20 protein-coding genes are annotated in these 20989 nt (G+C 70.2%); 16 read left to right on the top strand and 4 right to left on the bottom strand.

Annotation, left to right across the window (positions count from 1 at the left end):
• Positions 1 to 132: 132 nt before the first annotated feature.
• The 10 genes from ACFYZZ_RS04730 to ACFYZZ_RS04685 all read left to right on the top strand — a co-directional run bounded on the left by ACFYZZ_RS04730 (position 133) and on the right by ACFYZZ_RS04685 (position 12542).
• A complete protein-coding gene (locus ACFYZZ_RS04730) occupies positions 133 to 1938 on the top strand; it encodes a 3-hydroxyacyl-CoA dehydrogenase family protein (protein WP_389171509.1) in 1806 nt (601 codons plus the stop codon).
• A 169-nt stretch (positions 1939 to 2107) separates the two neighbouring features.
• Positions 2108 to 2929: a TetR family transcriptional regulator gene (locus tag ACFYZZ_RS04725; RefSeq protein WP_386576082.1), complete on the top strand. Its 822-nt coding sequence runs from the start codon at positions 2108 to 2110 to the stop codon at positions 2927 to 2929.
• 461 nt (positions 2930 to 3390) lie between these two features.
• Positions 3391 to 4728: a crotonyl-CoA carboxylase/reductase gene (ccrA, locus tag ACFYZZ_RS04720; RefSeq protein ID WP_389172032.1), complete on the top strand. Its 1338-nt coding sequence runs from the start codon at positions 3391 to 3393 to the stop codon at positions 4726 to 4728.
• Positions 4729 to 4737: 9 nt separating this feature from the next.
• Positions 4738 to 6765, top strand: a complete 2028-nt coding sequence (locus ACFYZZ_RS04715; RefSeq protein WP_389171506.1) for a protein meaA — start codon at positions 4738 to 4740, stop codon at positions 6763 to 6765.
• A complete protein-coding gene (locus ACFYZZ_RS04710; protein ID WP_389171503.1) occupies positions 6762 to 7721 on the top strand; it encodes an HpcH/HpaI aldolase/citrate lyase family protein in 960 nt (319 codons plus the stop codon). Before ACFYZZ_RS04715 ends, ACFYZZ_RS04710 begins: the two co-directional genes overlap by 4 nt.
• A 5-nt stretch (positions 7722 to 7726) precedes the next feature.
• Positions 7727 to 8239 carry a MaoC family dehydratase gene (locus ACFYZZ_RS04705; RefSeq protein WP_019757884.1) on the top strand — a complete coding sequence of 171 codons (513 nt, stop codon included), beginning with the start codon at positions 7727 to 7729 and terminating at the stop codon, positions 8237 to 8239.
• Entirely contained in the window at positions 8239 to 9444 is a 1206-nt protein-coding gene (locus ACFYZZ_RS04700; protein WP_389171500.1) for an acyl-CoA dehydrogenase family protein, read from the top strand. Before ACFYZZ_RS04705 ends, ACFYZZ_RS04700 begins: the two co-directional genes overlap by 1 nt.
• A gap of 170 nt (positions 9445 to 9614) precedes the next feature.
• Positions 9615 to 10271 carry a phosphatidylserine decarboxylase gene (locus ACFYZZ_RS04695; protein WP_094220828.1) on the top strand — a complete coding sequence of 219 codons (657 nt, stop codon included), beginning with the start codon at positions 9615 to 9617 and terminating at the stop codon, positions 10269 to 10271.
• A 22-nt stretch (positions 10272 to 10293) separates the two neighbouring features.
• Positions 10294 to 11112 carry a CDP-diacylglycerol--serine O-phosphatidyltransferase gene (gene pssA / locus ACFYZZ_RS04690; RefSeq protein ID WP_386576353.1) on the top strand — a complete coding sequence of 273 codons (819 nt, stop codon included), beginning with the start codon at positions 10294 to 10296 and terminating at the stop codon, positions 11110 to 11112.
• Between the two features lie 212 nt (positions 11113 to 11324).
• Positions 11325 to 12542: an alpha/beta fold hydrolase gene (locus tag ACFYZZ_RS04685; RefSeq protein WP_389171498.1), complete on the top strand. Its 1218-nt coding sequence runs from the start codon at positions 11325 to 11327 to the stop codon at positions 12540 to 12542.
• 21 nt (positions 12543 to 12563) lie between these two features.
• On the opposite strand, the gene ACFYZZ_RS04680 is transcribed toward ACFYZZ_RS04685, so the two are convergent.
• A complete protein-coding gene (locus tag ACFYZZ_RS04680) occupies positions 12564 to 13682 on the bottom strand; it encodes a glycerate kinase (protein ID WP_389172030.1) in 1119 nt (372 codons plus the stop codon).
• A gap of 182 nt (positions 13683 to 13864) precedes the next feature.
• On the opposite strand from ACFYZZ_RS04680, the gene ACFYZZ_RS04675 reads away from it, so the two are divergent.
• From ACFYZZ_RS04675 to ACFYZZ_RS04655, 5 genes are all read left to right on the top strand, one after another.
• Positions 13865 to 14938 carry an ADP-ribosylglycohydrolase family protein gene (locus ACFYZZ_RS04675; RefSeq protein ID WP_389171496.1) on the top strand — a complete coding sequence of 358 codons (1074 nt, stop codon included), beginning with the start codon at positions 13865 to 13867 and terminating at the stop codon, positions 14936 to 14938.
• Between the two features lie 28 nt (positions 14939 to 14966).
• Positions 14967 to 15461 carry an NUDIX domain-containing protein gene (locus tag ACFYZZ_RS04670; protein WP_389171493.1) on the top strand — a complete coding sequence of 165 codons (495 nt, stop codon included), beginning with the start codon at positions 14967 to 14969 and terminating at the stop codon, positions 15459 to 15461.
• A 57-nt stretch (positions 15462 to 15518) separates the two neighbouring features.
• Complete coding sequence (locus tag ACFYZZ_RS04665; protein WP_389171490.1) at positions 15519 to 15731, top strand: hypothetical protein; 213 nt, start codon at positions 15519 to 15521, stop codon at positions 15729 to 15731.
• Between the two features lie 162 nt (positions 15732 to 15893).
• The gene (locus ACFYZZ_RS04660; protein ID WP_389171487.1) at positions 15894 to 16205 is read left to right on the top strand and encodes a hypothetical protein; all 312 of its coding nucleotides are present in this window, start codon (positions 15894 to 15896) and stop codon (positions 16203 to 16205) included.
• A gap of 255 nt (positions 16206 to 16460) precedes the next feature.
• The gene (locus tag ACFYZZ_RS04655; RefSeq protein WP_389171484.1) at positions 16461 to 17555 is read left to right on the top strand and encodes a M48 family metallopeptidase; all 1095 of its coding nucleotides are present in this window, start codon (positions 16461 to 16463) and stop codon (positions 17553 to 17555) included.
• Here ACFYZZ_RS04655 and ACFYZZ_RS04650 read toward each other — a convergent pair.
• Entirely contained in the window at positions 17524 to 17784 is a 261-nt protein-coding gene (locus ACFYZZ_RS04650; protein WP_389172027.1) for a DUF2182 domain-containing protein, read from the bottom strand. The genes ACFYZZ_RS04655 and ACFYZZ_RS04650 overlap by 32 nt on opposite strands.
• A gap of 150 nt (positions 17785 to 17934) precedes the next feature.
• Between ACFYZZ_RS04650 and ACFYZZ_RS04645 the strand changes: the two genes are divergently transcribed.
• A complete protein-coding gene (locus tag ACFYZZ_RS04645; RefSeq protein ID WP_389171482.1) occupies positions 17935 to 18654 on the top strand; it encodes an NAD-dependent deacetylase in 720 nt (239 codons plus the stop codon).
• A gap of 128 nt (positions 18655 to 18782) precedes the next feature.
• Here ACFYZZ_RS04645 and ACFYZZ_RS04640 read toward each other — a convergent pair whose 3' ends face one another.
• Positions 18783 to 19340, bottom strand: a complete 558-nt coding sequence (locus ACFYZZ_RS04640) for a methylated-DNA--[protein]-cysteine S-methyltransferase (RefSeq protein WP_389172025.1) — start codon at positions 19338 to 19340, stop codon at positions 18783 to 18785.
• A gap of 31 nt (positions 19341 to 19371) precedes the next feature.
• The gene (locus ACFYZZ_RS04635) at positions 19372 to 20859 is read right to left on the bottom strand and encodes an AlkA N-terminal domain-containing protein (protein ID WP_389171479.1); all 1488 of its coding nucleotides are present in this window, start codon (positions 20857 to 20859) and stop codon (positions 19372 to 19374) included.
• Between the last annotated feature and the right edge of the window lie 130 nt (positions 20860 to 20989).

Genomic DNA, 20989 nt, shown 5'->3' with positions numbered 1-20989 from the left:
ACGCCCGCGGCGACGGTTCCCGGGCGTGTGCGCTTGCAGCCCGACAACACCCGCATCTCTTCCGCCCCGGTGTGCGCCTTCCGGCGCACCCGGCGCGTTCCCAGTCGTCACCCTCATTCCTGGAGTCCCGCGATGGCCACTCCCCTGTCCGACACCACCCTGTCCCCGCTCAAGACGATCGCCGTCGTCGGCCTCGGCACCATGGGCACCGGCATCACCGAGGTCCTCGCGAAGGCCGGCCGCGAGGTGATCGGCATCGACATCAGCGAGGCCCAGGCCGCGAAGTCCGTCGCCGCCCTGGAGGCCGCCACCGCCCGCGCCGTGGAGCGCGGCCGACTGACCGAGCAGGAGCGCGCGGACGTCCTGGCCCGGGTCCGCACGTCCACCGACATCGGCGCGGCCGCCGACGCCGACCTGGTCATCGAGGTGGCTCCGGAGTCGTACGAGATCAAGCACCAGATCTTCCGCGACCTGGACGCCGTCGTCCGCCCCGAGACGATCCTCGCGACCGGCACCAACGCCCTGTCGGTCACCCGGCTCGCCGCCGACTCGGCCCGCCCGGAGCGCGTGCTCGGCCTGCACTTCTTCAACCCGGCCCCGGCGATGAAGCTGGTCGAGATCGTCTCCTCGGTGCTGACCGCGCCGCCGGCCGTCGCCGCGGTCACCGACCTCGCGATCGAGCTGGGCAAGGAGCCGGTCGCGGTCGGCGACCGTCCCGGCTTCGTCGCGGACGGGCTGCTGTTCGGCTACCTCAACCAGGCCGCCGCGATGTACGAGGCCCGGTACGCCTCCCGCGAGGACATCGACGCGGCCATGCGGCTCGGCTGCGGCCTGCCCATGGGCCCCCTCGCCCTGCTGGACCTCATCGGCATCGACACCGCGCGTACGGTCCTGGAGGCCATGTACGCCGAGTCCGGCGACCGGCTGCACGCCCCCGCCCCGATCCTGAAGCAGCTCAGCGAGGCGGGCCTGACCGGCCGCAAGTCGGGGCGCGGCTTCTACACGTACGAGGCTCCGGGCAGCGCCACCACCGTGCCGGACGCGCTGACCCCGGCCGAGGGGAACACGCAGGTCGCGGGCCGTTCCGTGCGCTCCGTCGGGGTCGCGGGCTCGGGCACGATGGCCTCCGGCATCGCCGAGGTCTTCGCCAAGGCCGGGTACGAGGTCGTCCTCGCCGCCCGCAGCGAGGAGAAGGCCCAGGCCGCCAAGGCGCGGATCGGCAAGTCCCTCGCGCGCTCCGTCGACAAGGGCCGGATGACCGCCGAGGCCGCCGCCCAGACCCTGGACCTGATCACCCCGGCGGGCTCCTACGACGCCTTCGCCGACGTCGACCTGGCCGTCGAGGCGGTCGCCGAGGACCTGACGGTCAAGCAGCAGCTGTTCGCGGCACTGGACAAGGTCTGCAAGCCGGGCGCGGTCCTCGCCACCACCACCTCCTCGCTGCCCGTGGTCGCCTGCGCCCGCGCCACCTCGCGCCCGCAGGACGTGATCGGCATGCACTTCTTCAACCCGGCCCCGGCGATGAAGCTGGTCGAGGTCGTCCGCACGGTCCTGACGGCCGACGACGTCCACGCCACCGTCCGCGAGGTCTGCGCGAAGGTCAGGAAGCACGCCGTGGACTGCGGCGACCGGGCCGGCTTCATCGTGAACGCGCTGCTGTTCCCGTACCTGAACAACGCGGTCAAGATGGTCCAGGAGCACTACGCGTCGCTCGACGACATCGACGCCGCGATGAAGCTCGGCGGCGGCTACCCGATGGGCCCCTTCGAGCTGCTGGACGTCGTCGGTCTGGACGTCTCGCTCGCGATCGAGAAGGTGCTGCACCGCGAGTTCCGCGACCCGGGCCTGGCCCCGGCCCCGCTGCTGGAGCACCTGGTGGCGGCGGGCTGCCTCGGCCGCAAGACCGGCCGCGGCTTCCGCGAGTATGCCCGCCGCTGACGGGGTCGGTGACTGGTTCGACGGTGCCTCCGAGGGCGCGGACTGGGGCGGGCTGCTGGACCCGGTGGCCTTTCCCGCGCTCTTCGGACCCGGTACTCCCCCGCCCTCCACGGGCGGGGGAAACCCCGGACCTGCGCATCCAGCTGCGGACATGCAGTACGTTCGGGTCATGTCCCAGCCCGCCAAGTCCTCACGTACACCAGCCACGCCCGACGCACCGGAAAGTGCCGCAGGCAGTCGCGCCGCCGCCCAGCGGCTGAAAATGCGCCGAGAACTGGCGGCCGCAGCGATGGAACTGTTCGCGACCAAGGGGTACGAGGCGACCACCGTCGACGAGATCGCGGCCGCGGCCGGGGTCGCGCGCCGCACCTTCTTCCGCCACTTCCGCTCCAAGGAAGAGGCGATCTTCCCCGACCACGACGACACGCTGGTCCGTGCCGAGGCGGTCCTCAACGCCGCCCCGGCGCACGAGCACCCGCTCGACACCGTGTGCCGTGGCATCAAGGAAGTCATGAAGATGTACGCGGCCCGGCCGGAGATCTCGGTCGCCCGCTACAAGCTCACGCGCGAGGTGCCCACCCTGCGCGAGGCGGAGATCGCCTCGGTGGCCCGCTACGAGCGACTGTTCACCCGCTATCTGCTCGGCCACTTCGACGAGCACGCGCACGCCGACGACGCCAACGACGACCCGCTGCTCGCCGAGGTCGCCGCCTCCGCCGTCGTCACGGCCCACAACCACGTCCTGCGGCGCTGGCTGCGGGCCGGCGGCCAGGGCGACGTGGAGGCCCAGCTCGACCACGCGTTCGCGATCGTGCGCAAGACCTTCGGCACGGGCATCGGCGCCGGACGCGGCTCGGCGGCCAAGCCGGCCGCCACCACGGCCCCGGCGACGGTGTCCGCGCACGGCGAGGTGCTCGTGACGGTCGCCCGCACGGACGCCCCGCTGGACGAGGTCATGCGCACCATCGAGGAGGCGCTCAAGGAGCGATGAGGCCCGCCGAGACGCTCCGAGACGTCTCCGAGACGCGTCCGGGCGCGCGTTCCCGCTGTGACGACGGCCACCCCACGGGGTGGCCGTTTTGGCATGTCAGAGGCCCTTTTCCGGCAGATTTCAGAGGCCGTTCGATCGATCATCGCTCATTTGTTACGTAAAGATTTCATCTGAGGCGAACTCATGGCACTCAGTGCCTTGCGGCCTGACACGCGGTGTCATACGTTGAAGGTGTCCGGGCGGCCGGCGAGCAGAGACCGTTCGCTCGCCGGCTGTCCCCGCAAGCTCATGGCCTGCGCGCCCGGACGCCTGCGTCACAGGCAACCTCCCGCGCCACAAAGCGCTGCCGAAGCACCACCCCGCCGAACCGACGGCACGTTCCACCAAATCCCTCAGCAGCACCGACGAACCCTCAGCGCCCCTCCCTCAGGGCGCTCACCGCCGGAGGCAATACCGTGACCGTGAAGGACATCCTCGACGCGATCCAGTCGCCGGAATCGACGCCGGCCGACTTCGCAGCCCTGCAGCTCCCCGAGTCGTACCGCGCGATCACCGTGCACAAGGACGAGACGGAGATGTTCGCGGGCCTCGAGACCCGCGACAAGGACCCGCGCAAGTCGATTCACCTGGACGATGTTCCGGTGCCCGAACTGGGCCCCGGCGAGGCCCTGGTGGCTGTCATGGCCTCCTCGGTCAACTACAACTCGGTGTGGACCTCGATCTTCGAGCCGCTGCCGACCTTCGGGTTCCTGGAGCGCTACGGCAAGCTCAGCGAGCTGACCAAGCGCCATGACCTGCCGTACCACATCATCGGCTCCGACCTCGCGGGCGTCGTCCTGCGCACCGGCCCCGGCGTGAACGCCTGGAACCCCGGTGACGAGGTCGTAGCGCACTGTCTGTCCGTCGAGCTGGAGTCCAGCGACGGCCACAATGACACGATGCTCGACCCCGAGCAGCGCATCTGGGGCTTCGAGACCAACTTCGGCGGCCTCGCGGAGATCGCGCTCGTCAAGTCCAACCAGCTGATGCCGAAGCCCAAGCACCTCAGCTGGGAGGAGGCCGCGGCCCCGGGCCTGGTCAACTCCACCGCCTACCGCCAGCTGGTCTCCCGCAACGGCGCCGGCATGAAGCAGGGCGACAACGTCCTCATCTGGGGCGCGAGCGGCGGACTCGGCTCGTACGCCACGCAGTTCGCGCTGGCCGGCGGCGCCAACCCGATCTGTGTCGTCTCCAGCGACCAGAAGGCGGACATCTGCCGCTCGATGGGCGCCGAGGCGATCATCGACCGCAACGCCGAAGGGTACAAGTTCTGGAAGGACGAGCACACCCAGGACCCCAAGGAGTGGAAGCGCTTCGGCAAGCGCATCCGTGAACTCACCGGCGGCGAGGACGTCGACATCGTCTTCGAGCACCCCGGCCGCGAGACCTTCGGCGCCTCGGTCTACGTCACGCGCAAGGGTGGCACCATCGTCACCTGCGCCTCGACCTCGGGCTACAACCACGAGTACGACAACCGCTACCTGTGGATGTCCCTGAAGCGGATCATCGGCTCGCACTTCGCCAACTACCGCGAGGCCTGGGAGGCCAACCGGCTCGTCGCGAAGGGCAAGATCCACCCGACCCTGTCGAAGGTCTACTCCCTGGAGGAGACCGGCCAGGCCGCGTTCGACGTGCACCGCAACCTCCACCAGGGCAAGGTCGGCGTGCTGTGCCTGGCCCCCGAGGAGGGCCTGGGCGTGCGCGACGAGGAGCTGCGCGCCAAGCACATCGACGCCATCAACCGCTTCCGGAACGTCTGAGAGCCTTAGATGACAGAGCGTCAGAAGGACCGTCCGTGGCTCATGCGGACGTATGCCGGCCACTCCACGGCCGAGGCGTCCAACGAGCTGTACCGGCGCAACCTCGCCAAGGGCCAGACCGGTCTGTCGGTGGCGTTCGACCTGCCGACGCAGACCGGCTACGACCCCGACCACATCCTCGCCCGCGGCGAGGTCGGCCGGGTCGGCGTGCCGGTCTCGCATCTCGGTGACATGCGCCGTCTCTTCCAGGACATCCCCCTGGAGCAGATGAACACCTCGATGACGATCAACGCCACCGCGATGTGGCTGCTGGCGCTCTACCAGGTCGTCGCCGAGGAGCAGGGCGCGGACATCACCAAGCTCCAGGGCACGACCCAGAACGACATCGTCAAGGAGTACCTGTCCCGGGGCACCCATGTGTTCCCGCCGGGGCCGTCGCTCCGGCTGACGACGGACATGATCGCGTACACGGTCTCCCACATCCCGAAGTGGAACCCGATCAACATCTGCAGCTACCACCTGCAGGAGGCCGGGGCCACGCCGGTGCAGGAGATCGCGTACGCGATGTCCACCGCCATCGCCGTCCTCGACGCCGTGCGCGACAGCGGCCAGGTGCCGCAGGAGCGCATGGGCGACGTGGTCGCGCGCATCTCGTTCTTCGTGAACGCGGGCGTCCGCTTCGTCGAGGAGATGTGCAAGATGCGGGCGTTCGGCCGCATCTGGGACAAGGTCACGCGTGAGCGGTACGGCATCGAGAACCCGAAGCAGCGCCGGTTCCGCTACGGCGTCCAGGTCAACTCGCTCGGCCTGACCGAGGCGCAGCCGGAGAACAACGTCCAGCGGATCGTCCTGGAGATGCTGGCCGTGACCCTCTCCAAGGACGCACGTGCCCGTGCCGTGCAGCTGCCGGCCTGGAACGAGGCCCTCGGTCTGCCCCGCCCGTGGGACCAGCAGTGGTCGCTGCGCATCCAGCAGGTCCTCGCGCACGAGAGCGACCTGCTGGAGTACGAGGACATCTTCGAGGGCTCGCACGTCATCGAGGCGAAGGTCTCCCAGCTGGTCGAGGACTCCCTCGCGGAGATCGAGCGCATCCAGGAGATGGGCGGCGCGATGGCCGCCGTGGAGTCCGGCTACCTCAAGTCGCAGCTGGTCTCCTCGCACGCCGAGCGCCGGGCCCGGATCGAGTCCGGCCAGGAGAAGATCGTCGGCGTCAACATCTTCGAGACCACCGAGCCCAACCCGCTCACGGCCGACCTGGACACCGCGATCCAGACGGTCGACCCGGCGGTCGAGGCCCGGGTCGTCGAGGCGATCCGAGCCTGGCGCGACACCCGCTACCAGCCGCCCTTCAACCACCCGCGCCCCTGCAAGGCGCTGGAGCGGCTGAAGGAGGCCGCCAAGGGCACCGACAACCTGATGGAGGCCACCCTGGAGTGCGCCCGTGCCGGGGTCACGACCGGCGAGTGGGCGGGCGCGCTGCGGGAGGTGTTCGGCGAGTTCCGCGCGCCGACCGGTGTCTCCTCCGCTCCCATCGCCGTGCCCGTCGAGGCGGGCTCGGCACTCGCCGAGGTCCGCACCAAGGTGGACGACACCGCCCGTGAGCTGGGCGTCGGCAAGCTCCGCTTCCTGGTCGGCAAGCCCGGCCTCGACGGGCACTCCAACGGCGCCGAGCAGATCGCCGTCCGCGCGCGCGACGCCGGCTTCGAGGTGGTCTACCAGGGCATCCGGCTGACGCCCGAGCAGATCGTGGACGCCGCCCTGGCGGAGGACGTGCACGCCGTGGGCCTGTCGATCCTCTCCGGCTCGCACGCCCAGCTGGTGCCGGACGTGCTCCAGCGGCTGCGTGTGGCCGGTGCCACAGATATACCTGTGATCGCTGGTGGCATCATCCCGAATGGTGACGCCGACCAGCTGCGGGCCGCAGGAGTGGCCGCGGTCTTCACCCCGAAGGACTTCGACATCACCGGGATCATCGGCCGCATCGTCGACGAGATCCGGAAAGCGAACAAGCTCGACCCCCTGGAGGTCCCCGCATGACCGTCAACCGTCTCCGCCCGCGGCGCTCCTGCCTGGCCGTGCCGGGCTCGAACCCCCGCTTCCTGGAGAAGGCGCAGGGTCTCCCTGCCGACCAGGTCTTCCTGGACCTGGAGGACGCGTGCGCACCGCTGGCCAAGCCCGAGGCCCGGCACACCATCGTCAAGTTCCTCAACGAGGGTGACTGGACGGGCAAGACGCGGGTCGTGCGCGTCAACGACTGGACGACCGAGTGGACGTACCGCGACGTCGTGACCGTCGTCGAAGGCGCGGGCCAGAACCTCGACTGCATCATGCTGCCGAAGGTCCAGAACGCCGAGCAGGTCGTCGCCCTGGACCTGCTGCTGACGCAGATCGAGAAGACCATGGGCTTCGAGGTCGGCAAGATCGGCATCGAGGCGCAGATCGAGAACGCGCAGGGCCTGAACAACGTCAACGCGATCGCGCAGGCCTCCCCGCGCGTCGAGACGATCATCTTCGGCCCGGCCGACTTCATGGCCTCCATCAACATGAAGTCGCTCGTCGTGGGCGAGCAGCCGCCCGGCTACCCGGCGGACGCCTACCACTTCATCCTGATGAAGATCCTGATGGCCGCCCGCGCCAACAACCTCCAGGCGATCGACGGCCCCTACCTGCAGATCCGCAACGTCGAGGGCTACCGCGAGGTCGCCCAGCGCGCCGCGGCCCTCGGCTTCGACGGCAAGTGGGTGCTGCACCCGGGCCAGGTCGAGGCGGCCAACGAGATCTTCTCGCCCTCCCAGGAGGACTTCGACCACGCCGAGCTGATCCTGGACGCGTACGACTACTACACGTCCGAGGCGGGCGGCAAGAAGGGCTCGGCGATGCTCGGCGACGAGATGATCGACGAGGCCAGCCGCAAGATGGCCCTGGTCATCTCCGGCAAGGGCCGCGCCGCCGGCATGCAGCGCACCAGCAAGTTCGAGATCCCGGAGGCCTGAGCGCGATGCAGTTCGGACGCACCTACGAGGAGTTCGAGGTCGGGGCGACGTACAAGCACTGGCCGGGCAAGACGGTCACGGAGTACGACGACCACCTGTTCTGTCTCCTCACCATGAACCACCACCCGCTCCACATGGACACCAACTATGCGGAGAAGACGACGGACTTCGGCAAGAACGTCGTCGTCGGGAACTACATCTACTCGCTGCTGCTCGGCATGAGCGTGCCGGACATCTCCGGCAAGGCGATCGCCAACCTGGAGATCGAGTCGCTCAAGCACGTGGCGCCGACCTTCCACGGCGACACCATCTACGGCGAGACGACCGTCCTCGACAAGTGGCCGTCGAAGTCGAAGAACGACCGCGGCATCGTCTACGTCGAGACCAAGGGCTACAAGCAGGACGGCACCCTGGTGTGCGTCTTCCGCCGCAAGGTCATGGTGCCCACCGAGACGTACATCAAGGAGCGCGGCGGCGAGCAGCCCGGCCGCCCGGAGCTGAAGCAGCAGGAGAAGTAATGGCGCGCCTCGCCCAGACCGCCGGTCTGACCGACGTCCAGCAGGAGATCCTCTCCACGGTTCGGGACTTCGTCGACAAGGAGATCATTCCTGTCGCGACCGAGCTGGAGCACCGCGACGAGTACCCGCAGCAGATCGTGGACGGCCTGAAGGAACTCGGCCTGTTCGGTCTGATGATCCCCGAGGAGTACGGGGGCCTGGGCGAGTCGCTCCTCACCTACGCGCTGTGCGTGGAGGAGATCGCCCGCGGCTGGATGTCGGTGTCCGGCATCATCAACACGCACTTCATCGTCGCGTACATGCTCAAGCAGCACGGCACGCAGGAGCAGAAGGACCACTTCCTTCCGCGCATGGCGGCCGGCGACATGCGGGGCGCGTTCTCGATGTCGGAGCCAGGCCTGGGCTCCGATGTGTCGGCCATCACATCGAAGGCGGTCAAGGACGGCGACGAGTACGTCCTGAACGGTCAGAAGATGTGGCTGACGAACGGCGGCACCTCGTCCCTGGTGGCCGTTCTCGTCCGAAGTGACGAAGGACACCCCGAGGGCACGGCGCCCCACAAGTCGATGACGACCTTCCTGATCGAGAAGGAGCCCGGCTTCGGCGAGGTCCGCCCCGGCCTCACCATCCCGGGCAAGATCGACAAGATGGGCTACAAGGGCGTCGACACCACCGAGCTGATCATGGACGGCCTGCGCATTCCGGCCGACCGGGTGCTCGGCGGCGTCACCGGCCGAGGTTTTTACCAAATGATGGACGGCGTGGAGGTCGGCCGCGTCAATGTGGCGGCTCGTGGCTGCGGCGTCGCTCAGCGTGCCTTCGAGCTGGGTGTCCAGTACGCCCAGCAGCGGCACACCTTCGGCAAGCCGATCGCCCAGCACCAGGCCATCCAGTTCAAGCTGGCCGAGATGGGCACCAAGGTCGAGGCCGCGCATGCCATGATGGTGAACGCGGCACGCAAAAAGGACTCCGGGGAACGAAACGACCTCGAAGCAGGGATGGCGAAGTACCTCGCCTCCGAGTACTGCAAGGAGGTCGTGGAGGATGCCTTCCGGATCCACGGCGGCTACGGCTTCTCCAAGGAGTACGAGATCGAGCGCCTCTACCGGGAGGCTCCGATGCTGCTCATCGGTGAAGGTACCGCCGAGATCCAGAAAATGATCATCGGGCGCAGGCTGCTCGAAGAGTATCGATTCCAGGGCTGATTGTCCGGATACGGGGTGTTTTCTTCGAGAAGAAGATCACACCCCGTAGACACTCTTCAGCTGCCGACTCGGCTTCCTGGCTTGCCCAGTTGTAGCCCCCGCCCGGTACGATCCCGGGAAAGCCGCCGTCCCCCGTCAGAGCGCGGCATCATCCGCTACGAAGGTCATCCATGCCCCACAGCCAAACCTCTGCACCTCGCGACCGCCAGGTCGGCGTACGCCTCGCGCGCGGAGCATCGCCGTGGCTTCTCCCGACCGTCGCCACCGCAGCCCTCAGCCTCGCCCGCGCCCGCCGTTCCGGCGCCGCCAAGGCCGTGGCCGTGCCCGCCACCGCGCTCGCGGCGGGCATGCTGTGGTTCTTCCGCGACCCCGAGCGCGAGATCGCCCAGGGCCGCGTCATCTCGCCCGCCGACGGTGTGGTGCAGAGCATCATGCCCTGGAAGGACGGCCGCACCCGGGTCGCGATCTTCATGAGCCCGCTCAACGTCCACGTCAACCGTGCGCCCCTCGCGGGCACGGTGACGTCGGTCGAGCACATCCCCGGCGGCTTTGTTCCGGCTTTCAACAAGGAGAGCGAGAACAACGAGCGCGTAGTCTGGCATTTCGACACCGAACTCGGCGACATCGAGATGATCCAGATCGCCGGCGCGGTGGCCCGCCGCATCGTGCCCTACCTCCCGGAGGGCACGAAGGTCGAGCAGGGCGACCGAATCGGTCTGATCCGCTTCGGCTCGCGTGTCGACCTCTACCTGCCCGAGGGCGTGGAGGTCGCGGTCGAGGTCGGCCAGAAGACCGTGGCTGGGGTGACTCGCATTGACCGTGATTGATCCGGAGACCCAGGCGGGCTGGGTGCCCGAGGCGGACGAGGTGGACGAAGAGGAGGAGATGCCCCTCTCTCTCCGCCTCTCAATAGCGGACACCCTCACGCTGGGCAACGCCACGTGCGGCTTCATGGCGGTGTACTTCACCACCACCGGCATCCTGATCCCGCACCTCACCGACAGCCAGGAGTCCGGCATGGCGCGCAACAGCGCGGCCACGGCGGTCATCCTGATGCTGTGCGCAGCGGTGTTCGACCTGTTCGACGGCCTGGTGGCGCGCAAGCTCCGTTCCTCCCCCATGGGCGCCGAGCTGGACAACCTCTCGGACCTGATCAGTTTCGGCCTGGCACCCGCGTACTTCGTGCTGGTCTACGGCATGGTCGCGGACGACGCGTACCAGAAGGTGGCGGCGGTCGGGGCAATCGTGGTGCTCCTGGCCGTGGTGCTGCGTCTGGCGCGCTTCTCGTGCGTGACCGTGCCGAACGGCATGTTCCAGGGCATGCCCTCCCCGTTCGGCGCGCTGACGGTCGTCTCGATCGTGCTCCTGGAGCTGCCCTTCGTGGCGACGCTCCTGGCGATCCTGGGCACGGCGTGGCTGATGGTGAGCCGGGTCGAGTACCCGAAGCCGCGTGGCCGCCTCGCCGTGGCCATGCTGTCCTGGATCGTCCTGTCCATGGGCCTCCTGACCGCCTGGGCCTTCGACGCCCCGGGCGGCCAGCTGCTCCTCCAGACGGGCTGCGCCCTGCAGCTGGTCATGGGCGCGGTGATCCCGCTGTTCGCCACGGCGCGCCGGGTGAACAACTTCCGCGACAACCGTCGGGAGGCACGGGCGGCGCAGCTGCCCTGACCCTCCGCACCGACACACCGGGTGTGGCCCGAGCCTCTGAGGCTCGGGCCACACCCGTTTCGCGTTCAAGGGCTGCGTTCGCCTCCCTTTGCCCCCTTACCCCGTCAACTACCCCTGTTTTCTGCCGATTTGCAGCGGTTCAGGAGTAGGAGGACGGTAGAAACTGGAACATTTACGGACAGTCATCCCGCCGTGCGGAGGGGAGGACGGTCATGCCCGGACCCGTGCAGACGGACCACCCCGTCGCGCACAAGTCGATCAATCCGGCCAACCCGAACAAGCAGGTGGACCTCTTCGTCCGGGAGTGGAACGGCACCCAACCGGGCCACGACCCCGAGCCGGTGCTGATGCTGCACGGCAGAAGCGTGCCGGTGCTCGCCGGATACGACCTCGTGCTTCCCGGAGTGCCCGGGGACGACGCCATCAGGTACAGCTGGGCCCAGCAGCTGGCCAAGGAGCACTACGACGTGTACATGATGGACGTGCAGGGCAACGGGAAATCGCCACGCCTGACGATGGACGACCCGTGCAACGCCAACCCGTCCCAGCGGGACGACGTCCTGGGCCCGCTCGCGGCCGCGTGCGGGACGCCCCCGTACCCGCACGAGTTCGGCACGTCGCAGAGCGAATGGTCGGAGCTGGCCACCGTCGTCAGGTTCGTCAGGTCACGGTGCATGAACAAGCCGATCCACTTCATCGGCTGGTCCGCCGCGGGGCCGCTCATGGGTCCGTACGTCCTTCTGCACCCCACGGAGGTCAGGAGTCTGTTCTTCCTCGCCCCGATCTTCGCGCCGCTGGGACGGTGGTCGGAGAAGCCCATGGACCCGTTCGGGCTCCCCAAAGGGGTCACGGACCTGCCCGTGTCCCCGCCGCAGGCCATGTTCGGTTTCCCGATGCACGTCAACAGCAGGACCGGCTTCGAGACCGCATGGGACCGCGAGACGGGCAGCCCGCTCCAGCGGGAACCCGGCATCGAGGACACGGTGTGGGCCGCCATGATGGACAGCGACCCCGTCGGCGCCAAATGGGGTCCCCTGCTGCCGGACGGCACGCACGAGGGCGTCCACCGGTTCCGGAACTCCTTCTGGTGGGGCTGGAACAACCAGACCGCGACGTACAACAGCGTGCTCGGCAACCAGGTCCCCCTCGCCATCGTCCACGGCGAACTGGACAGGACGGCCAACACCCCGCCGAGCCTCCCGGTGCCGGCGGTCCTGCGCTTCTCCGTCCCGGCCCTCTACAAGGCCGTCCCGGGGCCGGACAAGCTGATGTTCCAGCTGGCAGGCGCGGGACACTCCATGGTCTGGGAGCGCCCCGCCAAGATCCTGCACCAGATCACGAAGCAGTGGCTGGCCCACCGGAAGGTGTGGGGCCTCACCAGCGGCAGCTACTACCGGGACCTGGACGGGGAGCTGACCGAGCTGGAGTAGCACGGGCCGTGCGGCGACCGCTCAGCGCAGGAATTCCTGACCGATCCGCTCCGCGACCCGCTCCAGGATCGGCCCGGCGTCCGCGATGCACTTCGCCACGTCCGGCTCCACGGACGTCAGCGGGTACGCCCGGCCGATCCCGGCCCGGTGCAGCGCCTCCTCGGGCAGAGCGAGCCGCCCGCACACCGCGACGACGTCCTTGCCGGCCGCCCGGGCCGCCGCGGCGACCCCCGCCGGCGCCTTCCCGTGCAGGGTCTGCTCGTCCAGCGAACCCTCGCCGGTGATCACCAGATCGGCCCGGTCCAGCGCCGGTGCGAAGCCGAGCACGTCCAGCATGACCTCGATGCCGGGCCGGAAGCGGGCGCCCAGGAGGAGCGCGCCGTAGCCGATGCCACCGGCCGCCCCGGCGCCCGGCGCCGCCGCGTGCTCGGCGGCACGCGGCCCCACGGCCGCCTCCAGGACCTTGGCGAAGTGCGCGAGCGCCGCGTCCAGGGTCGCCACGTCGTCCGGTGCGGCGCCCTTCTGCGGGCCGTACACAGCAGGCGCGCCCTTCGGCCCGGTCAGCGGGTTGTCGACGTCGCTGGCGAGCACCAGCTCCACGTCGGACAGGCGCGGGTCGAGACCGGACAGGTCCGCGCGTGCCAGCTCGGCGAGACCGCCGCCGCCCGGCGGGACCGGCTCCCCGTCCGCGTCCAGGAACCGGGCGCCCAGCGCCGACAGCATCCCGGCGCCGCCGTCCGTCGTGGCGCTCCCGCCGACGCCGAACACGATCGTCCGCGCGCCCGCGTCCAGCGCGGCCCGCAGCAGCTCTCCCGAGCCGTACGTGGAGGAGGTCAGCGGCGCGAAGACACCGGCCGGCAGCCGCTGCAGGCCGCTCGCCTCGGCCATCTCCACCACCGCGGTGGTGCCGCGCAGCGCGAACGCGGCCGTCACCTCCTGGCCGAGCGGCCCGGCGACCTGGATCTCCCGGCGCTCGAAGCCGGCCGCGACCGCCGCGTCCACGGTGCCGTCGCCGCCGTCGGCCACGGGCAGCGCCTCGACGTCGAGGCCGGGCACGACCCGGCGCAGCCCGGCCGTCACCCGCTCGGCAACCTGCACGGCCGTCAGCGAGCCCTTGAACTTGTCCGCGGCGATGAGCACCCTGCGGGTCTCGTTCACTGCAGCGTCCGCCACCTTGCTTTCCCCTTGCTCTCCGGGCCCCGCGCACGTCAGGGCCAGTCGCGCCGCTGCGACCTTAACCGGAGGACACCCCCGCCGTCATGCCCCGACCGAACCCTGAGCAGCACCCGGGAGCCGGCTGGGAAAACGGGTAGACCCCAGCCATGAGCACTCAGGGCACCGGGCCGGACCTCGCCGACCGCATCCACGGAGGCTGGCTCGGCCGGATCGCGGGCAACATGCTCGGCAAACCGGTCGAACAGGGCGAGGTGTGGACCCGCGAGCGCATCGACCGCTATCTGCGAAAGGCCTCCGCCCTGCCGCTCACCGACTACCTGCCCGAGCCCGCCGACGCGGCCGACAGTGCCGTACTGCGCCCGGAGTGGCGGCAGTGCGTGCGCGGCCGTGTCCACGGCAGCTGCCGCGACGACGACGTCGACTACGCCGTCCTCGGCCTGCACCTGCTGGAGACCCACGGGTTCGACTTCAGCACCGAGCAGGTCGGCGACCTGTGGCTGCTCAGGCTGCCGTACCTGCAGACGTTCACCGCGGAACGGGCGGCGTACCGCAACCTCGCGAACGGTCTGAAGCCGCCGCTGACGGCGACGTACGACAACCCGTACCAGGAGTGGATCGGCGCGCTGATCCGTGCCGACGTCTACGGCTGGACCTGCCCCGGCGACCCGCCCCGCGCGGCCTCGCTGGCCCGCCGGGACGCGGTGCTCTCGCACACCGGCAACGGCGTGTACGGCGCGATGTTCGCGGCCGCGCTGATCTCGGCGGCCTTCACCGCGCCGGGAGTGCGGGAGGCGCTGGAGACCGCGCTCGCCGTGATCCCGGCGAGCAGCCGGCTTGCCCGGACCGTGCGCCGGGTCGTGTCCCTGCACGAGACCCGGCTGCCCTGGGAGGAGACGCTGGCCACGGTGTCCGCGGAGACCGCCGGCCTCGGCTGGATCCACACGGTCCCGAACGCGGCCGTCCTCACGGCCGGGCTGCTGTACGGCGACGGCGACTTCACCCGGACCATCGCCCTCACCGTCCGCGGCGGCCTGGACACCGACTCCAACGGCGCCACGGCCGGTTCGGTGGCCGGGGTGCTCACCGGTGCGGCGGCCGTCCCGGCCCAGTGGAAGGACCCGCTGGAGGACACCGTGCGGAGTGCGGTGTTCGGTTTCGACGGGGTACGAATCAGTGCGCTGGCCGAGCGCACCCTGCGCCTGGCGTCGCCTGCGCCGTAGCCGTCCGGTGCCTGGTTACCCTTCCTGGGTGACCACGACCAGTGATTTCGCCGCGTACATCGCGAGCCTCCCCCGCGTGCTGGCCGGTGCCGCCGCGCTCTTCCGGGACGACGAGGGGCGCGTGCTGCTCGTCGAGCCCAACTACCGTGAGGGCTGGGCCCTTCCGGGCGGCACGATCGAGTCGGACGACGGCGAGACGCCTCGCCAGGGGGCGCGCCGCGAGACCCTTGAGGAGATCGGCCTGGACCGGGAACTCGGCCGGCTGCTGGCAGTCGACTGGGTGCACGGCACCGGCCGGCCGCCGCTGGTCGCCTACCTGTACGACGGGGGTGTCCTGCCCGAGACCGAGTTCAAGTCGATCCGGCTGCAGGAGGAGGAGCTGCTGTCCTGGCGTCTGGTGGTCCGCGAGGAGATCCCCGACTACCTGCCCGGCGCCCTCGGCCGCCGCGTCCTGGCCGCGCTGGACGTCCTGGCCGAGGGCACGGGCACGGCGGAGCTGGAGAACGGCCACCGGGTGGCCTAGGAGCCGCCGGGGTGCCGTGCGTTCCCGGCGGCCTTGTACTCCGCCCACTCCGCAGGGGTGTCGTCCTCGTCCGCCCCGACCGACGGCCGTGCCGTCCTCGTGCACATCACCGAGGAGGGCCGGAAGATCGGTCAGGCCCGGCACGAGGACCGGGTCCGTCATCTACGGCCCCTGATCGGCGAGTTGACGCCCGAGGAGCAGCAGACCATCGCCGCGACCCTCCCCGTCCTCGCCCACCTGGCCGAACTCGGCATGCGAGCACGGCAGTAGGACGAGGCACGCGTCGGTCGGTCCCTCTCCGGCGGTACTTGACGGTACTCGGCGGTACTTGTACGACGGCCACCCGGGCCATGCGAGACGCCAGCATCCGGAGCCCCGCACCGAAATGGTCCACTCCTCCACTCCACCGCCCGCAAGGAACGCGCCACACCGATGCCCCACCCCGCCCACCCGGACGACGACCGCGGCTGCGTCCGCCTGGTCCTCGCCGTGCCCCTGACCCTGCTCACCCTCACCGCCGCGCTCTTCTGCTGGACCGCGCTGACCATCCGCCCGTCGGGCCCCTGGGACGATCAGGCGTACGCCGCGATCGAGCTGTCCTGCGTCCTGACGCTCACGGCCGCCGCCGCGGTACCCGCCCTGCGACTGCTGCCGTCTGTACGGCGGTTGGTGGGGTGGGGCTGGATGACGCCGGCGCTGGCGCTGGGGGCGGTGGCGGGGGTGCGGTGGGCTTGGCTCGGCTGAGGGGGCGTACAGGGGCCGGGGCTTGCGGCGCGGCGCCCCCGTAGGCCCCTGGTAGGCGGGACCGCGTCCGGCACAGCTCAGATCTTGCTCAGACGGCTTGCCGGTCGGCCGCCGTACTGGTCAGCTCGACGCACGTCTGAGCGACACCGAGCGCTCATCGCCGAAGGGGGACCCATGAACAGTGTCCGACAGACTCCACCCGAAAGCCCTGCCCTGGTCAGGTGTGCGACTGTCGCCGCGTACGCAGTCGCCGCCATGGTCCATCTCGTGACGGCGGGACTGTTCATCGGCGGCGTGCTGTTGATCGTGCTCGGGTTCCGCACGGTTGTTCAGCCAATGCTGGGCTTGGTATTGCTGGGCCTGGCTCTTCCGCTGCGCCCGCGTCCCGGCAGGCTGGATGCTGAACTGCCCACGCTGCGGCACGCGGACGCCCCGGTCCTGTTCGATCTGTTGGACCGCATGGCGGACGCAGCCGGGGTGCGACGCTTCGACGCGGTCCAGCTCGGTCCGGAATTCTCCGTGACGGTCACCCACTACGGTGTACGCCGCAAGCGGTGCCTTGTCCTCGGCCTCCCGCTCTGGGCCGCCCACCCCACCCAGCAGCCGATTGCCGCCGTTGCCCACGCTCTGGGGCACCTCGCTGGTCACGATCTTCGACGCAACGCATTTGTCGGTACCGCACTCGAGTCTCTCAACACCGCGGCCCTGACGATGCGAGCCAGAAACAACGCATACATCACGTCGAGTGTCTCTGCTCATACCTGGAACGCGGGCAAAGTGGAAGGGGGCGCGGCGCGCTTCAACGCCCGGACCCGGACGGGTGAGTGGGTGCTGTGGCTCCCGAGGGCGGCGACGACCGCGACGGCCCGCCTGCTGCTGTCGCTCACCCTGCCGGTCACACGCCGTGCGGAGTTCGATGCGGACGACGTGGCCGCCCGCACGGCTTCCACCGAGGCAGCCATCGCCGCATTGCAGGACCGGCGCCTGGCGGCCGCGGTCGGCATGGAAGTACATCGCCTGGCCATCGAGACCCGGACGCTCACAGGCCACCGTTCCGCGACAGCCGCACAGGAGGAACTCTGGGACAAGGCCGCCCGCTATGCCGAAAGCCTGCGCGAACAGCGGGGCGGTGACGAGGACACCGACCCCGAGGGCATCGGGACCATGGTCGGCGCTGCCGGCTTCCCGTCCGAAACCCTGCGCATGGCACGACTGGCCCAGGCCCCGAGACGCAGCGCGACGATCACGCTCGACGAGCCCGACCGAAGCCGCATCGAAGACGAACTCCGCCTTCCCAAGCAGGCGCTGGCGCGCAAGGTCATGCGTGATTGCGTCCCACTGACACACTGAACGAGTGTGACGTAGCGCAGGCGCAGCACTCTTCACATACCGGCCCGGCCGGAGCGAGCTTCTCAGCGGTGATCACGGCGGCCAGTGCCACCATGGCCCACAGGTTCATCAGGCCGAACGCCGACAACAGCAGCATGAGCGACCAGCAGCAGTCCAGGCAGAAGGCACCGTGGTGGGCTCCGGCACGCAGATCGCGAGAGGGCCCTGGGTAGGCGGCGTAGCGAAGCATCAGCACGATCGGCGAGCGGCACCTCGCGCCGCCGCTGGGCGCGCCCTGCTGTTCCACGCGGCACGGGGGCAGGCGGCGCAGTCGACGGTCGTCCGAGGAGCCACTCGATATCCACTCGCTCCGACCAGGCTGGCGTTCTACTCTCGGCCCATGAGCAGGCCACTCGTCGCCATCCTCAGTGGTGCCGGCATCTCCACCGACTCCGGCATCCCTGATTACCGCGGTCCCAACGGTTTGTGGCGGCGGGATCCGGAAGCCGAGAAGCTCGTGACGTACGAGTACTACATGCGCGACCCGGAGATCCGCCGACGCTCTTGGCAGATGCGGCGCAAGAACCGGACCCTGAAGGCCGAGCCGAACGCCGCGCACCTCGCCGTCGCCGAGCTGGAGAAGTCCGGGATTCCGGTGCGGGTGATCACGCAGAACGTGGACGGGCTGCACCAGCTCGCCGGGATGCCCGCACGCAAGGTGCTGGAGCTGCACGGCACTGCGCGCGGCGTTGTGTGCACGAAGTGTCACGTCCGTGGGTCGATGGAGGACGCGCTGGCCCGGGTGGAGGCCGGGGAGGAGGACCCGCCCTGCCTGGAGTGCGGCGGGATCCTCAAGTCGGCGACCGTCATGTTCGGCCAGAAGCTGGACCCCGTCGTCCTCGGGGAGGCACTCTCCATCGCCAAGGCCTGCACCGTGTTCATCGCCGTCGGCACCAGTCTCCAGGTGCAGCCCGCGGCCGGACTCGCCGGCATCGCCGCCGACCACGGGGCCCGGCTCGTCATCGTCAACGCCGAGCCGACACCGTACGACGAAGTCGCCGACGAGGTGATCCGTGAACCCATCGGCACCGCGCTGCCCGTACTGCTGCGCACCCTGTAGAGGCAGAACGCCACGAGGAATGGGGTGTGTCGGCAAGGGCGCACGCGGACCGCTACGAGGACGTGCGCGGAATGCTGCGGGTGTCCAGCGTGTGGGGCCGGCGCGGCGATCCGAAAGCGACGACCTGGCTACGACGTGCCCGCCCGAACAACTGCAGCCCGCTGGGCCGCATCTCCGGCTGCACCGGGGGACGGCTGGAACAGGGCCGTCCCCCGCTCGAAGTCCAGCAGGCGGCGCTTGCGGTCCAGGCCGCCGCCGTAGCCGGTGAGGTCGCCGCCCGCTCCGATGACGCGGTGGCAGGGCACGATGATGCCGATCGGGTTCTTGCCGTTGGCGAGGCCGACCGCGCGGGACGCCCCGGGGTTGCCGAGGGCCTCGGCGAGTTCGCCGTAGGAGCGGGTCTCGCCGTACGGGATGCGGGTCAGCTGGTCCCACACGCTGCGCTGGAACGGGGTGCCGTTCAGGCGGAGTTCCAGGGTGAACTCCGTCAACTCGCCCGCGAAGTAGGCCGCCAGCTGCTTCTCGGCTTCCGCGAAGGAGGTGTCGTCAAGGCTGCCGAAGGTCTCCTCCGGCGGTCGGTGGCGCTGGTCGGCCATGTACAGGCCGCACAGGACGCCGTCGTCGGCGACGAGGGTGAGGGGGCCGTAGGGGCTGTCGATGACGGTGTGTCGTTTCGTTTCGTTCATGTCGCTCATGTCGCTCATCTCGCGGAGATCCTTACACGGGCAGGAAATTGATCGGGTGGCTGTCGGTCGCCCACAGGTACTGGACCGCGTAGGCCCGCCAGGGGCGCCAGGCCTCGGCGCGGGCGGTGAGCGCGGCCGGAGTGGCGGGCAGGCCCAACTCCCCCGCGGCACGCCGGATTCCCAGGTCGGTGGCGAGGAAGGCGTCGGGGTCGCCGAGGGCGCGCATGGCGATGACGTCGACCGTCCAGGGACCGAAGCCGGGCAGGTCGAGCAGGCGTGCGCGGGCTTCTGCCCAGTCGGACTCCACACCCAGGTGGAGTGTGCCGTCGGCCAGTTGACGGACGAGGGTGGTGAAGGTGGCGCGCCGGGTACGGGGCATGGCCAGGGTCTCCGGGTCCACGGCGGCCAGCGCCTCGGGGGACGGGAAAAGGTGGGTGAGCCCGCCCTCGGGGTCGTCCAGCGGCTTGCCGTGGGCGACGACCAGGCGGGCCGCGTGGGTACGGGCGGCCGCCGTGGAGACCTGCTGCCCGAGCACGGCCCGGACGGCGAACTCGGCCTCGTCGACCGTGCGCGGCACCCGGCGGCCCGGCGCCTTGTCGACCAGGGGCGCGAGGAACGGGTCCGTGCGCAGGTGGTCGTCGACCGCCACCGGGTCGGCGTCCAGGTCGAGCATGCGCCGGCAGCGGCTGCCGGCCACGGTCAGATCACGCAGGTCGCTGAGCGTGAGCCGGCAGGCGATGTGGTCGGGTTTCGGGGTGAGGGCGACGATTCCGTGTCCGTACGGCAGCCGCAGCGTGCGCCGGTACGCGCCGTCCCGCCACTCCTCCACGCCCGGTACGGCCGTGGCGGCCAGGTGGCCGAAGAGGTTGTCGGGGTTGAGCGGTGCCCGGAACGGCAGCCGCAGCGCGAGGGTCCCGGGGGTGCCCGGGGCATGGGGCCGGCCCTTCGGCGCCCGGGTGCGCAGCTCGCTCGGGGACAGGGCGAAGACCTCGCGGACGGTGTCGTTGAAGGTGCGGATGGAGGAGAAGCCGGCCGCGAAGGCGATGTCCGCCATGGGCAGCGGGGTCGTCTCCACGAGGATGCGGGCGGTCTGGGCGCGCTGGGCACGGGCCAGCGCGAGGGGGCCGGCGCCCAGCTCGGCGAGCAGCTGCCGCTCCACCTGCCGGGTGCTGTAGCCGAGGCGGGCGGCGAGCCCGGGCACTCCCTCGCGGTCCACCACCCCGTCGGCGATCAGCCGCATGGCCCGGGCCACCAGGTCGGCGCGCTGGTTCCACTCCGGGGAGCCGGGGCTGGTGTCGGGACGGCAGCGCTTGCAGGCCCGGAACCCGGCCTGCTGGCAGGCGGCCGCGCTCGGGTAGAAGGTCATGTTCTCCGGCTTGGGCGGGACGGCCGGGCAGCTGGGCCGGCAGTAGATGCGGGTGGTCAGGACGGCCGTGAAGAACCACCCGTCGAACCGCGCGTCCTTGGACTGCACGGCGCGCACGCAGTGCTCCCGGTCGAAGTGCGTCCCTGTCTGCATGCGTCCAGGATCGACCAGCGCGGGGCGCGTCCGCTGGCGAAAATCCGACACGTACCTGGGGCCGGCCAGGGATCCGACGGCGTGCCCTGGCCGGCTCTCGCCACGGCAGGCCTGGCGTCCGGAGGCCTCA

The sequence above is a fragment of the Streptomyces sp. NPDC001816 genome (assembly GCF_042892235.1).
Classification (GTDB): Bacteria; Actinomycetota; Actinomycetes; order Streptomycetales; family Streptomycetaceae; genus Streptomyces.
Note: the sequence above shows the minus strand (reverse complement) of the source record. Positions and strands in the feature narration are given on the sequence as shown.

Coding starts and splice junctions, on each gene's coding strand:
- ACFYZZ_RS04730 (WP_389171509.1), top strand. CDS start 133: ATGGCCACTCCCCTGTCCGACACCACCCTGTCCCCGCTCAAGACGATC.
- ACFYZZ_RS04725 (WP_386576082.1), top strand. CDS start 2,108: ATGTCCCAGCCCGCCAAGTCCTCACGTACACCAGCCACGCCCGACGCA.
- ACFYZZ_RS04715 (WP_389171506.1), top strand. CDS start 4,738: ATGACAGAGCGTCAGAAGGACCGTCCGTGGCTCATGCGGACGTATGCC.
- ACFYZZ_RS04710 (WP_389171503.1), top strand. CDS start 6,762: ATGACCGTCAACCGTCTCCGCCCGCGGCGCTCCTGCCTGGCCGTGCCG.
- ACFYZZ_RS04705 (WP_019757884.1), top strand. CDS start 7,727: ATGCAGTTCGGACGCACCTACGAGGAGTTCGAGGTCGGGGCGACGTAC.
- ACFYZZ_RS04700 (WP_389171500.1), top strand. CDS start 8,239: ATGGCGCGCCTCGCCCAGACCGCCGGTCTGACCGACGTCCAGCAGGAG.
- ACFYZZ_RS04695 (WP_094220828.1), top strand. CDS start 9,615: ATGCCCCACAGCCAAACCTCTGCACCTCGCGACCGCCAGGTCGGCGTA.
- ACFYZZ_RS04685 (WP_389171498.1), top strand. CDS start 11,325: ATGCCCGGACCCGTGCAGACGGACCACCCCGTCGCGCACAAGTCGATC.
- ACFYZZ_RS04675 (WP_389171496.1), top strand. CDS start 13,865: ATGAGCACTCAGGGCACCGGGCCGGACCTCGCCGACCGCATCCACGGA.
- ACFYZZ_RS04660 (WP_389171487.1), top strand. CDS start 15,894: ATGCCCCACCCCGCCCACCCGGACGACGACCGCGGCTGCGTCCGCCTG.
- ACFYZZ_RS04655 (WP_389171484.1), top strand. CDS start 16,461: ATGGTCCATCTCGTGACGGCGGGACTGTTCATCGGCGGCGTGCTGTTG.
- ACFYZZ_RS04650 (WP_389172027.1), bottom strand. CDS start 17,784: ATGCTTCGCTACGCCGCCTACCCAGGGCCCTCTCGCGATCTGCGTGCC.
- ACFYZZ_RS04645 (WP_389171482.1), top strand. CDS start 17,935: ATGAGCAGGCCACTCGTCGCCATCCTCAGTGGTGCCGGCATCTCCACC.
- ACFYZZ_RS04640 (WP_389172025.1), bottom strand. CDS start 19,340: ATGAACGAAACGAAACGACACACCGTCATCGACAGCCCCTACGGCCCC.
- ACFYZZ_RS04635 (WP_389171479.1), bottom strand. CDS start 20,859: ATGCAGACAGGGACGCACTTCGACCGGGAGCACTGCGTGCGCGCCGTG.